The 13,014-nt window shown below is 54.4% G+C and carries 9 protein-coding genes; all 9 read left to right on the top strand.

Translation table 11 applies throughout. The annotated features are described in order from the left end of the window. Nucleotides 1-301 precede the first annotated feature (301 nt). The 9 genes from BOC67_RS07685 to BOC67_RS07645 all read left to right on the top strand — a co-directional run bounded on the left by BOC67_RS07685 (nt 302) and on the right by BOC67_RS07645 (nt 12,988). A complete protein-coding gene (locus tag BOC67_RS07685; RefSeq protein WP_291908972.1) occupies nt 302-1,117 on the top strand; it encodes an HAD-IIA family hydrolase in 816 nt (271 codons plus the stop codon). Between the two features lie 175 nt (nt 1,118-1,292). After that, nucleotides 1,293-1,877: a sigma-70 family RNA polymerase sigma factor gene (locus tag BOC67_RS07680; protein ID WP_291908970.1), complete on the top strand. Its 585-nt coding sequence runs from the start codon at nt 1,293-1,295 to the stop codon at nt 1,875-1,877. 81 nt (nt 1,878-1,958) lie between these two features. Next, nucleotides 1,959-2,945 (top strand): FecR family protein, encoded by a 987-nt coding sequence (locus BOC67_RS07675; protein WP_291908968.1) that lies wholly within the window; start codon nt 1,959-1,961, stop codon nt 2,943-2,945. 316 nt (nt 2,946-3,261) lie between these two features. Beyond that, nucleotides 3,262-6,669 (top strand): TonB-dependent receptor, encoded by a 3,408-nt coding sequence (locus BOC67_RS07670; RefSeq protein WP_291908966.1) that lies wholly within the window; start codon nt 3,262-3,264, stop codon nt 6,667-6,669. Nucleotides 6,670-6,690: 21 nt separating this feature from the next. Further along, nucleotides 6,691-8,412, top strand: coding sequence for a hypothetical protein (locus BOC67_RS07665; protein WP_291908965.1), 1,722 nt, complete (start codon nt 6,691-6,693; stop codon nt 8,410-8,412). Nucleotides 8,413-8,417: 5 nt separating this feature from the next. After that, on the top strand, nt 8,418-9,593 hold the full coding sequence (locus BOC67_RS07660; protein WP_291908963.1) for a hypothetical protein: 1,176 nt from the start codon (nt 8,418-8,420) through the stop codon (nt 9,591-9,593). A gap of 65 nt (nt 9,594-9,658) precedes the next feature. After that, nucleotides 9,659-10,732 (top strand): fasciclin domain-containing protein, encoded by a 1,074-nt coding sequence (locus BOC67_RS07655; protein WP_291908961.1) that lies wholly within the window; start codon nt 9,659-9,661, stop codon nt 10,730-10,732. Between the two features lie 4 nt (nt 10,733-10,736). Then, nucleotides 10,737-12,005, top strand: coding sequence for a fasciclin domain-containing protein (locus BOC67_RS07650; RefSeq protein ID WP_291908960.1), 1,269 nt, complete (start codon nt 10,737-10,739; stop codon nt 12,003-12,005). Beyond that, nucleotides 12,005-12,988 (top strand): fasciclin domain-containing protein, encoded by a 984-nt coding sequence (locus tag BOC67_RS07645; RefSeq protein WP_291908958.1) that lies wholly within the window; start codon nt 12,005-12,007, stop codon nt 12,986-12,988. The genes BOC67_RS07650 and BOC67_RS07645 overlap by 1 nt, the downstream gene beginning before the upstream one ends. Nucleotides 12,989-13,014: the final 26 nt, after the last annotated feature.

The following is a 13,014-nucleotide window of genomic DNA, read 5'->3' as shown; positions in this document are numbered from 1 at the left end:
TGGTGCGTATGGCCGGGAATGTAATGCAGTGAAGGATTAGCTCTTTCTTCCTAAAAATATTAAAATTTATTCTATTTATCGTATTTGTTGTTTTGTTTGTTAATTTTTTGATTTGGGGGATAAAAAAATCGCATCTCTGAAAAAATAATACGTATATTTACACCGGCGTTCTATGAAACTGCCATTTGCTACCACTCTACTCAAATGCCTTCAGCGGCATTTCCCGCCTTTATCCATTCCATAGTTAATTATGATTGAATTTGTATCAACTATCATATAGTTTAACCAACATCTGATTGCTATGAAAAAAAAGGGATTTTTAATCGACATGGATGGCGTGATCTACAAAGGCTCCGAGCCAATTCCCGGCGCTGTAGACTTTATTAACGGACTCAGGGAGCGGGAGCTGCCTTTCCTGTTTCTGACCAATAACAGCCAGCGTACCAGCAGAGATGTATGCTATAAGCTAAACAAGATGGGCTTTAAAGTGAATGAGGAAGATATCTTCACCTGCGCGATGGCGACAGCCCGTTACCTCGCATCCAAAAAAGAAAACGGAACCGCTTATGTAATAGGAGAGGGCGGCCTGCTCACTGAACTTTACAACGCCGGCTATTCTATAGTAGACGATCAGCCTGATTACGTGATCATCGGGGAAGGGCGTACGATTATGCTGGAATCGGTAGACAAAGCGCTGAATATGATTATGAAAGGCGCGAAGTTAATCGCCACCAACCTGGACCCGAACTGCCCCGTGGCGGACGGTAAGTACCGCGCCGGCTGCGGCGCCCTCGTAGCCATGCTGGAATGCGCCAGCGGCGTAAAAGCTTTCAGCGTAGGCAAGCCCAGTCCTGTTATGATGCGCATGGCCCGCAAAGCCCTGCAACTCACGACGGACGAAACGGTGATGATCGGCGATACCATGGGCACCGATATCCTCGGCGCCGGCTCCATGGGCTTCACTACCGTGCTGACGCTCACGGGCGTCACCCGCCGGGAAGACCTCGAACACTTCGGCTACGCGCCTGATTTTATCATCGAGTCCATCAAAGACCTGCTGAATGACAACTTGTTTGAACGTGTGATTGGTCGATCGCTCGTACCAGCAGAATATTAGAAATAGCTGCTGTAAAAACGGCCCTGCTGGCGGTGTGTAATGCATCTGCTGGTAGGGCTTATTATGCGTTGTTGCGTGTGTGCGTCCCCGTTACATTCGTAAAAGTTAATAATCCCTTAATACAGACACCTGAAAATCTCGCTTAAGTTTGCCTTCGGGAAAATAGTGGCAAACTATGCGATTAACCTTAGCTGAACAATCGGATGTATTTTTGCTGGAAGAATGCAGGAAAGATAACACCAGGGCTTATGACGTACTGTTTAACCGGTATTCCGGGAAGCTGTACTACTATGCCCTGAAGTATATCCGTAACGAAGCCCAGGCGGAAGAAGCCATGATGGACCTCATGTTCTGGCTCTGGGATAAACGCCACCAGCTGGACCCCGGTATTCAACTGGCGCCCTATTTATTCAGGGCCATGAAACACGCCGTGATCAAGGTACTCACCCGCCAGCAAACCGCCATCGTACCGCTGGACTTCGCGGGGGATACCGCCGTGGAAGACGCTGCCCACCGCCTCCGCGAAAATGAACTCACGGAACGCTATCATGAAAAGTTAAACAGCCTGAGTCAGCAACGCCAGAAGGTATTCCGGCTTAGCCGGCACGATGATTTGTCGCACGCGGAAATCGCCAAGGAAATGAACCTCTCCCTCTTTACGGTTAAAAACCACATCAAAGCCTCCCTGGCTTATTTCCGTACGGAATTAAAAGATTATATCGATATCACCGGCATCCTGCTGCTGATTTTTTTCTCCTGAAAAAAAATTTTTGTAAACATTAGCCCCTGGTAATTTTTTCCGGCCTTTATATAGTAGGTGACCAGTTTTCACCTGCAACACATGGCAACAATAGCAACAGCACTCTTAATCAAATACCTGGATAATCACTGCACGGAAGCGGAGAAAGCGCTCGTGGAAGCCTACCTGCAGCAACCCGGCAGCAGCGCGGTTTTAAACCAACTGCTGGAAGAAAGACTGGAACAGGATATGGCCGCAAGCACGGATATGCCGGTCAGTGAAGCGCGGCAGCAGCAATGGGCCGCCGCTATGAAAACGCGTATGGGCCGGGATGTAACGGGAAAGCCTGCACGTAAATGGTATTACCTGGCAGCGGCGGCATCCCTCTTATTAATGGCCGGCGTATTCGGGCTCCTGCGTACCCGCAGCGCAGCGCCGCAACCAGCCGCCATGGCCCTGCAGCAAAATAAAGCCGGGCAGCTGAAGATGATACAGCTCAGCGACGGCTCCGTTATATACCTGGGCGCAGCCAGCAGCCTGCAATACCCGGAACGGTTTGCCGGCGGTACCCGCAGCATCACCCTCGACGGGGAGGCTTATTTCGACATTGCATCTGATCCTGCGCATCCCTTCGTCATCCATACCGGGGCAGTGACCACCACGGTCCTGGGGACTTCCTTTAAAATAGATGCCTTTGCCGGCAAACCCGTTACCGTGGCCGTAGCCACCGGGAAGGTAAGGGTAGAGGCGCATACTAACGGGAACGCACAAACGCTGGCTACGCTGACAGCCGGCAACAGCGTATCCTGGCATGCAGGGCAGGCAGCCCTGCAAAGCGTAAACGCGGCGGATGTAGCCGCCTGGCATAAAGGCCGGCTGGTATTCAGCAATCAACCGCTGCAGGAAATTGCCGCCACCCTGGAACGCTGGTATGATGTGAACATACATTTCAATAAACCACAAAAAGCAAAAGAGAAAGTGACCATCACCCTGTTTGCCGCCGGGGACCTGAATACGACCCTGCAAACGCTGGCAGCAGGCAATAATTTTAACTATACGAGGAAAGGCCGCGAGGTAACTATTCACTAAAACTTAACATCCGCATGCAGTAACACTACCACTAACAAAAAACGCTCCCGCCAGCATTGGACCGCAGCGGGAACGTTCTAAGATTTTATCCGGACTGCCAACAGTTTTCTCAGGACAGCAGCAGCCGAATTATTAACAGATTTCCCGGTCATACCGGGACTAACTATCAATATTCAAAAGTATGGAAAAAGGATTAAAAAACGATCCTTTAGGATTTTTCGCGGAACCTGTACCCGAAAGCTTTGAATTTGTGTTAAAGCCCACTGGTGCAGGTTTATCACCTGCCGCCAGGCGACGACACAAAATTTACTTCCTGATGAAATGCTCATTTATCGTTTTAGCGGCGCAGTTGACTTTCGCAAGCCTGTTGTTTGCAGATAACCTGAAGAGCCAGGACCTTTCCCGCCGCCTGAACCTGCATCTCCATGATGCCAGCGTGCGGGAAAGTTTGCTCAAAGTGGAAAGCGAAAGCGGCGTGCATTTTCTGCTGCCGGAAGCATTACTCGCCACCGTCCATAAAAAGATCCGTCTCCACAAAGAGGATATCACCGTGAAAGACGCCATCACAGGCATCCTCAGCGGCACCTCCCTGGATTACCACCTGCTCAACGGCTACGTGGTGCTCACCCGTAAAAAAATACCGGTAAAAATTTCAGGCCGCGTGCTGGAAGCTAAAACCAAAGACCCGCTGCCCGGCGTATCCGTACGGATCAAAAACGCAGCCGGCGGCGCCGCTACGGATATGAACGGTTACTTCACGGTGGAAATACCGGCGGAAGGCGCGGTGCTGATCTTCTCGCTCATGGGCTACGAATCCCGCGAGGTGAAGGTAGTAGGCGGCGCGGCCCCCATCACCGTGCTGCTGAGCGTCAGCACGCGCACCCTCGGCGAAGTACAGGTGCAGGCGCGCCGCAAAACAAACACCGAAATCACCGTATTGCAGGAGAGAAGGAACGCAGCCATCGTGCAGGATGCCATCTCCGCCCAGCAGATCGAAAGGACGGCGTCTATCACCACCACCCAGGCGTTGCAGCGCGTGAGCGGGGTGACCATCACGGATGATAAGTATGTGGCTATCCGCGGGCTGGGCGACAGGAGCGTGATCGGGCAGCTGAACGGCGTGCGCCTGGCCTCCTCTGACCCGGACAGGAGCGCGATCCCGCTCGACCTCGTGCCGGCCTCCTTGCTGGACAACATCACCATCTATAAAACCGTTACGCCGGATAAACCTGCCGATGCGGCGGCCGGTATCGTGGAGCTGAAAACGAAATCAGTGCCCGATAAAGCGACGCTGGAAATCATCGCGCAAACGGGCTTCAATTCCAACATCGGTCCCGGCGGCCGCATGAACAGCTTTTATAACAGCGACCTCGGATTCCTGGGTAATAAAGTGCAGGACAAGAACCTCCCTGGCGATTTCCTGGACCTCGCCCAGCAATACCCCGGCGGCTTGAGCCAGCTACAAAAGCTGATTGCGGAAAGCAACGGCAGCCCTGCCATGCAGCAGGAAGCCGCGCGCATCAACAGGATCATGCATGGCTTTGACCCGGTGCTGACCACCCGTTACAAAACCGCGCCGCTCAACCAGCTGTATTCCGCTACCTACGGCAACAGCTTTAAAGTGTTCAAGAATAAAACACTGGGATTGGTGGCCGGCGCCAACTACTACCGCCGCACTACCGACGTGTACGGCGGGGATATTACCCAGTACAGTATTTACCAGGGCGTGATCACGGGTAACCCCGAGGTCTATAGTCCGCGCAACATCCCGAACTATATTACGCCCAACAGCCTGTTTATGGGTAAGTACCAGACCTATAAGGAAAACACCGGTACGGAAACGCTGAACTATGGCGTGCTGGCAGGCTTGACCTTCCGCTTCGACCCCCGCCATGAAATCAGTATGCAGTACATGGGCAGCTGGGGCAGCGAAGCGCAGGCCGTCAATATGTATGGTAAATATGAATACGCCGCTTTACCCGGCGATGTAAACAGTACCATTTACTCGCTCAAGCAAACCCGCCGCAACCTGAATACCTTCAACCTGCAGGGGGAACATAAATTCCTGGAAGGGCAGTATTCCCCGCGGTTAAGCTATAACCTCGCCACCTCCACCGCGGCGCAGAATGACCCGGATTTCCGCTTCGTTACGCTGACGGATTACAAACCGCGGGGCGGCGCCTGGCGCAGCGGCACTTTGCAATATACAGAACACCTTTATGCGCTGAACTCCGGTTATGTAAATGGCTATGGCACCTACGGCATCATCCAGGCGGAGCCCAACGGCCGCCGCTGGCGCAAACTGGATGAAACCAACTGGAACTACAAGGCGGACCTGGCATTTCCATTCCCGCTGTTCGGCCAGAAGCAGGAGTTCAAAACGGGCTTCAACTACCTGAACCGCGACCGTAAGTTCCGCGAGAACATGATGTTCCTGCCGGGGTCCAACTTCTCCCTGGAAAAAGCGAACACCCTCTACGAGGTACGCGGCAACCTGGATGCGCTGGTAGGCCCGAAGGTGATAGGCATTCAACTGCCCACCGGCAGCACCGGCGAAGGCGCGAATGCTGCAGGAGGGTTTTTGTATAATACGCAGAAGTCGCCCAACAACTACACCGGCTTCTTTGAAACCAACGCCTTCTATGGCATGCTGGACCTCCATCCCCTGAAAAACCTTCGCTTTGCGGGCGGGGTGCGTTTTGAGAGAACCAACATCCAGTCGGCAGTAGATACCGCCAATGTATTCCTCGACCCTTCGCTGACTACCAAAAATGCAGATGGCGCCAGCGTACCGGTGGTGCTGATTAATCCGAATACGGTGTATAAAACTGCGTATAAACCGTACTACGCGGTGAATATGACCTATACCTACCGGGAGGATATGAACTTCCGCGTGGCGTACAACACCACGCTGGCAAGGCCGGAGCTGCGGGAGCTGACGAACGTTTTTGAATTCGACGCCTTCCAGATGGGCCTCGTAGTGGGGAATCCTAACCTGGTGAATCAACATACGGAGAACCTGGATTTCCGCTGGGAATGGTTCCCGCACCCGGGTGAAGTTATTTCCTTGTCTGCCTTTGGCAAACGCATCAACAACCAGCTGGTAAAAGTTTTCAGTTTGCAGACGCAGGGCCTTGCAGCAAAGTTCCCGGAGTATCCTACCATCCAGTTCCAGAACGATCCTAACACGGGTACCGTATGGGGGCTGGAGTTGGAGCTGGTGAAGGATTTGGGGCGGTTGACCCCGGCGCTGAAGAATTTCTTCATAGGTTCCAACCTGCTGCTGGCGCAAAGTAATATCAGGAAAACAGCCGCCCGTTATGAAGCGAATAAATCGCTGGACAGGCATACGCCGGATAACAGTCCGCTGTTTGAGCAGGCGCCGTATTCCATCAACGGCTGGCTGAACTATAAAAACGCGCAGCTGGGTACGGACTTTACAGCCGCCTTCAACATGGTAGGGGAGCGGCTCGTGCAGATCAACCTGACCGGTGAGCCGGACCTCTACACGCGGCCTGCACCCACCCTGGATTTTATTTTCTCCCAGCAGCTGTGCAAGCGCTTACTGTTTAAAGGCTACGCCAAAAATATCCTGAACCCCGCCATTGAAACCGTGTATGCGAACCCCGGCACCGGCGGCTTCTGGTATGGCAAGCGCTATGTGAACCGCAGTTATAAACGCGGTGCGGAGATCATGCTGGGATTCACTTACAAGCTGTTCTAACCACTAATAAAAGTAGAAGATATGTATTATAAACGTTTTGCCGCAGGCTTGCTCTTGTTAGCTGGTTGCATACTGTCGTGCAAAAAGGAAAAGGTGGATTATGCCTACGATAACCGCCCGGATACCACCGTAGGGGGCAGCTCCAACATCCGGCTGGTCAACCTGACGGCCAACAACCAGCTGTCCATCAACGGGAGCCCGCTCACCGGCTACCTGGTGCTCAATCCGCCTGTAGGCGGAGGGGAGCCCCTGTATCCGGGCACGTACTGGTTTCCTGCAAACGGCAAGCTGGGCGCAACTTTCAACATCCCCCGCCGGTTCCTGACCAACGGGAGAGCGCTCGTGAGTACGGATTACCTGGCTTACCAGGGCGTGCGGGATTCCATCGGGTTTGAGGTGACGGAAACCTACAGCAAACCCAAAGATTATTATTTGCTCAAAGGCTTGCCTTATACCGCCGGCGATGCGCCAAGGGTGGTGGAAGTGCCGCGGGACGTGACGGCCCCGGCGCGTGCAGGCTATTTCAAAATACGGCTGGTGAATATGGCGGACCAGGTGGCGGCGGGAAATAATGCGGAAAACGTGGCCCTGCCGCTGACGCTGGCCTATGCGGACGGCACGCCGGTGAGCCCTGCCACGACGAACGTGCCGGCGCGCAGCTGGTCCGCCTACGTGGAGCTGCCTTATGGCGTCTACCAGTTCAAAGTACTTACCCCTTCCGGTACGGAAGTCAGCGCCATTCCCGGCAACGCCCTGGAACAAACTCACCTGACGGACCCGGCTACCTCCACGCTGGTGAAGCCTGCCACGGGATTTCCCAACGCGGTAAGCACCGGCCTTACCTATGAGCCGGTGAAAACCTATCAACCCAGCGGCGTATATAGTATAGCCGTTGGCGTTACCCGGATGACGGCGCCTTACGTTTATGGCACACCGGGAGAGAGCTTCCCGTTTTATCAAAACGCTTTCCGCATCCTCCCGGATATCACGGAGCCGGCCAACGTGGAGTATTACCGCCTGCAGGCCGTGCAGGCCGACCCGGATGAAGGGCAGGTGAGCTTCCTGGTAAACGGTATGAAACTGGGCGATGCCGCCTATGCCGCCGGCACGGATTACAGTGTGTACGTAACCGGTAGTACGAAAGTGGAGGCCGTTAATGCGGCGGGTAATGTAATTGCCGCCGCATCGCAAACGCTGCTGCCGGGGATGAACTACACGGCCTGGTTGTATAAAACGCCGGAAGGCAAGCCGGCTATCACCCTCGTAAGCAATAACCTCAGCGGCGCCTGGTATGAGGACCCCGGCAATGTAGCCCCGGACGGTACCTACACCCGGCTGCAGCATGATTATCCTTTTCACATCCGTTTCCTGAATCTCTGTGCGGACCTCCCTTATGTCAGCTTTACGCTGGATAACGGCCAGTCCGTAGGTTCGGAAACCGGCTCCCGCAATCTGCAGCCGGGCGTTGCAGCCACCGGGCTGCCATACGCCAGGTTTAGCCAGGTGCAGGAAGCCTACCAGGTACTCGCTTACCGGTCATCGCCGGGCGTGTATCCGGGCACGTGGTTATCAACCGTCCCGGCGCTGAAAAGTACGGACCTGGTGGCAAAGCCGGAGCATTACACCCGCCCGGTAAAGCCGGTACACGAGCCCGGCGTCTATACCGTGGCGCTCATCGGCCAGCTGAACGCAGGCGCAGCCACGAAGCAAGCCAAAATGATCATCATCAAACACACGAAGTAATAGTTATGACGAAGATAATGCACCTCCTGGCCGCCCTGCTGCTACTATGGAGCTTTAGTTCCTGCAGTAAGGTGGACTATACGGAGATAGAAAGACCAGCCTATCTGCGGGTGTTCAATGATTTAAACCTGAAAATAGGACTGGAGAATAAAGACGAGGAAAGACCTTTCCTCTGCATGTTGATTGACCCGCAGACGGATAAGGACGGGGTGCCGGTATCCGCCGCGCTCAAAGGCGATTACCTGGATCAGCGCAATCCCTATGCGCCGCCGTATCCTTCCCATATCGGCAGCAGCACTTCCAAAAACAACCCGGAATACCCCGGCAAGGAAAACGTGCTGGTAGGCCCGGTGCTGAACGGTTTCGATTTGTCCAGCTGGGCGCAGGTGCCCTCCGGCAGGCACCGCGTGGTGTTCTACTACCGCCCCATGAACGACATTCCCTTCTTTGACCTGGAGCCTGCCATGCGCCGGAACAAGGTAGTGGATACGGTGATTGAGCTGGGCGTGGAGGAAGTGTACACGATGCATGTGCTGCAAAGCAATTTTGCCACTAAGGAAAAGGGGATCGTGCTGCGTACGGAGAATTTTCACAAGCTGCCCTTGTCCGACTCGATGGTGTACATCAATTTCTACAACTACAGCGCTGCCGGCTTCTGGCAGGCGGACAGGAACCTGAAGAAGGACCAGTATGCCTCCGGCGTGATGCGCTACGGCATCCGCGACGAGATGAATATCTGGTTGTCCCTCTGCAAACCCGGCGGCACCAAGACGATTCCAGGGTATAAGTTCGCTTACCTGGGGCAGCTGCAACGCAACACCGGCAATCAGGTAGCCCCTTACTACAGCTTCCCGCTGTTTGCGGACAGCGCTTCCAACCACATCATTACGGACATCTGGCAAAACATTACGCTGTTGGCGCCGGGGATTGACCCGGAGCAAAATCCCTATCGCGACTTTGATGCGGTGACGGATGGCGGGTATGGGCTGATTGCCTGCTATGGCAATGGCGGGCAGCAGAGCTTTGTGAAAGGGGCGCTGTTTCTGCCGGGGATGATTGTTAATATTCATTCCGGGACTTACAACCCGCGTTCGTTTGCAACGGTGAATACGATTGAGGTGGTTAACGGTAATGCCTATTTGACGACGGTGCAGCGTAAGTATGCGCCACCGGTTTATTAACGGTAACGACTATGTGAATATTAAGTATGCGCCGCCTGTTTATTAATCATCCTAAAAACACAACCATGTTTACATACATTAAATCCTGTTTGCTGCTCGCCGCGCTGCCACTGGCATTGGCCGGCTGTAAGCACGATGAGCTGGTGCTGCCGGATCAGCAGGAATCCTTCCGGCTGGCTGGCGACTTTATCAAAAATAATTACGACCTGTCCCTCTTCAGCGCCGCCGTAGATTATACCGGCCTGGCGCAAGAGTTGAACGGCCCGGGGCCTTATACGCTGTTTGCCCCGGGCAATACAGCATTCAACGAACTGGGCATCACCCGCGCGGCGGATTTCCAGCGATTGAACAAAGACAGCCTGAAAGCAGCGCTGCAATATCATATACTCACCCGCCGGCTGCCATCCACGGATATTCCCGCTAACGGGGTGGATATACGCTACGCCAACCTGGCCGGCAAAGAGGTTTTCCTGACCTATGCCAGCTTCCCGGTGGACTATCCACAATATCCGCAGAACAGTATTTACATCAACGGGGCCTATGCGTTAAAGAAAGATGTAACGCTGGCCAATGGCGTGTTGTATGTGGTGGACAAAGTGATGAAGTACACGCCCGGCACCGTGCAGGACTGGCTCGCCGCCAGGCCGGAGTACAGCGTGTTTGTAGCTGCGCTCAAACAGTTTGGTTTGTGGGAAGATTTGAAAGCCGAAGGGCCGGTAACGGTTTTTGCGCCGGACAATACCGCCATGGAAAAAGCCGGGATCACCCTGGAATCCCTGAAGGCTTTATCGCCGGAGCGGTACATCGGCGCGAGGTTATTCGGCGTGTACCTGCTGCGTAAGAAACGCTTTTTCCTGACGGATTTCCCGGCGTTTACCACCATTTACAATGCCGGCAGTGTACAGCTCCCCATCCAGGGAGACGTCTATGAATACACGCTCACAGCTACCAAAAACAATTACCTGCAAACGCCTACGGAGTTCACTTTCGGCTACATGGACCCTGCGCGGGCCTACCTCGGCGTATTGCGCCGGGTGAGCGGCAATATTTCCCGCCTGACCGATAACCTGACAGATAATGGCATTGTGCATTACATGCCGCAGTTAGTAATCCTGCCGGAAGAGGCGCAAAAACGATAATAGTATGAGAAAGATATTGTACGCGCGCAAAAGCACTCACCCGCAACACCTGCTATATACGCTGCTCTTCGTCCTAACCCTCGCCGCCGCCTGCCGCAAAGCTGAATTCCAGCAGCCGCTCCACGGCGAGCCCGTACCCTACAACGATACGGCCAGGTATGACTTAAAGTCGCTCCTGGGCATGAGCAGCCACAAACTATTCAACGCCGCCTGGCAAAAGAGCAACCTGAACGCTCTCCTTGCCCAAGAAGGCAATGGCATGCGCTTCACCATCCTCGCGCCGGACGATGCCGCCATGACAGCCGCCGGCTATACCAGCGAGGCCATCGCCGCCGCGCCGGCATCAGCGCTGGATTCCATGCTGGCCTTCCACGTGCTGCCAGAATACCTGGATACGGCCGTACTACGGGGGCAAAAAGGCAGCGTGCGCCGCAAAACAATCCTCCATCATAACATGCTGCTGGAAGAAGCAGTGAGCCCGGGTTCCAGCGTGCCGGCGATGCAACCCTATACCTATAAGCAATTCATCGCACTGGCGGCGGACGGGGGGCTGCTCATCAACGGAAAAAATACCGGCAAGCATACCCCGATGTATGCCACCAACGGTATCATCTGGCCGGTAAACCAACTCCTGCAACGGCCGGTGGAAAGCGTGATAGACTTCCTGCGCCGGGACCCGCGCTTTACCATTTTTACAGCGCTGATCCAACTTACCAATGAAGTTTGGGAAATGGAAAGCATGGGTTATTTTCCGCGGACTTCCTACAACGACCTCGGGTTGGTAGATGGACTGACGGTAAGAAGCAGCGCGTTTTTTGCGCCAACGGATGCCGCATTCCAAAAGGCAGGCTTCAACTCCGCAGCGGACCTGATGACCCTGAACGCGCGCTCTATGCCTTACCTGGACTGGGATTATTTTCAAATGGTCAACGGCTTTGTAACAGACTCCCTGCTGGCTTACCACAACTGGGGCCGTATGTACACTCCCACGGAACCCAGCTATGGCGGCGGTACGCCGGCTGCTGCCATGTTTTACTCCAACGACCTGGATAACCGCATCATCGGCAATTTTGAGCTGACGAGCAGCGGCGGCGGCAGAGTGCCGCCGTATCCCATGACGCTGGATTTTGGCAACAGCGGCGGCAGGATCACCGTAAAAGTAAAAGGGAGTAACCGCCCGGCAGCCGCCATCGAGGAAGCGGACATCAATACCTTCCAGGGGCCGGTGCATGTGGTGGATAACCTGATTCTTTCTGATAAAGTTAAGTACTGATGCGACAACTCAAGATCAACATAAAAATACTGCTGCTGCTGGCCGTCGCCGGCTGCTCCAAAGACGAGGCTTCGCAGCCAAAGGATGGCAACCGCATTGTGCAGGTGCTGGCGGATAACTTCAACCTCACCATGATGAACACCGTGGTATCCCGTTCCAACCTCCGTACTGACCTGAACGGCCCCGGCCCGTTCACCTTCTTTGCGCCTTCCGATGAAGCGTTTGTGAAATCCGGCTACCCCAATGTAGTGGCGGTGTTAAGCGCAAGTTCCAAACTGATCGCTTCACTGGGCGCCTACCACACGGTGGAAGGTACTTACGACCTGAACAAACTGCCCTTCCTCTTTAACCAGGAAATTACTTCCCGGGGCGGAAAACTTTTTGTAACCCGTTGGGTGAAAGGGCAGGATACCGTGCTAACCATCAACGGCAGCCGCTTGCTTTCAGCTTCCATCCCCGCGTCCAACGGCCGCGTGCAGGTGATAGACCGCATGCTGCAACCCTATCTCCACGAAAATATCGGGGATGCCATCGCGGCGGAAACACAGCTGACCCTCTTCTGGCAAGCCATACAGCGCGCCGGGATGACGGAGCAGCTCAAAGGCAAGGGACCTTTCACCATTTATGCGCCGGACAACGATGCCATGAAAGCCTACGGGTACGCCACCCTGGAAGCCATCAACGCCGCGCCCGCTGAAGCGATCAGCGCAATGGTAAAATATCACCTCGTGGCGGACCGCCGCTTTGTGAACGATTATATCCTCTCCACCGCCATTGGAAAGAATACCACTACACAGGGTATGAGCGATAACAATTCCATTACAGTGTACCTGACGCCTCACCCGCAGCAGCCCGGCGCATTTGCCGGCATCACGCTCAAAGGCATCGGCAACACTACGGAAGCTAAACTGGTAAAGCAGGATATCAATACCGGCAACGGGGTGCTGCATATCACGGACCAGGTCCTGCGCATCACCCAATAAACATCCACATTCATTAAGCTATCAGA

It is taken from the genome of Chitinophaga sp. CB10 (genome assembly GCA_001870995.2).
Lineage (GTDB): Bacteria > Bacteroidota > Bacteroidia > Chitinophagales > Chitinophagaceae > Chitinophaga.
This window is presented reverse-complemented; position numbering and strand designations above follow the sequence as displayed.

What these genes read in the sequence shown, in the direction of transcription:
- BOC67_RS07670 (WP_291908966.1), top strand. Translation starts at nt 3,262, where the DNA reads ATGAAATGCTCATTTATCGTTTTAGCGGCGCAGTTGACTTTCGCAAGC.
- BOC67_RS07680 (WP_291908970.1), top strand. Translation starts at nt 1,293, where the DNA reads ATGCGATTAACCTTAGCTGAACAATCGGATGTATTTTTGCTGGAAGAA.
- BOC67_RS07645 (WP_291908958.1), top strand. Translation starts at nt 12,005, where the DNA reads ATGCGACAACTCAAGATCAACATAAAAATACTGCTGCTGCTGGCCGTC.
- BOC67_RS07650 (WP_291908960.1), top strand. Translation starts at nt 10,737, where the DNA reads ATGAGAAAGATATTGTACGCGCGCAAAAGCACTCACCCGCAACACCTG.
- BOC67_RS07675 (WP_291908968.1), top strand. Translation starts at nt 1,959, where the DNA reads ATGGCAACAATAGCAACAGCACTCTTAATCAAATACCTGGATAATCAC.
- BOC67_RS07655 (WP_291908961.1), top strand. Translation starts at nt 9,659, where the DNA reads ATGTTTACATACATTAAATCCTGTTTGCTGCTCGCCGCGCTGCCACTG.
- BOC67_RS07665 (WP_291908965.1), top strand. Translation starts at nt 6,691, where the DNA reads ATGTATTATAAACGTTTTGCCGCAGGCTTGCTCTTGTTAGCTGGTTGC.
- BOC67_RS07685 (WP_291908972.1), top strand. Translation starts at nt 302, where the DNA reads ATGAAAAAAAAGGGATTTTTAATCGACATGGATGGCGTGATCTACAAA.
- BOC67_RS07660 (WP_291908963.1), top strand. Translation starts at nt 8,418, where the DNA reads ATGACGAAGATAATGCACCTCCTGGCCGCCCTGCTGCTACTATGGAGC.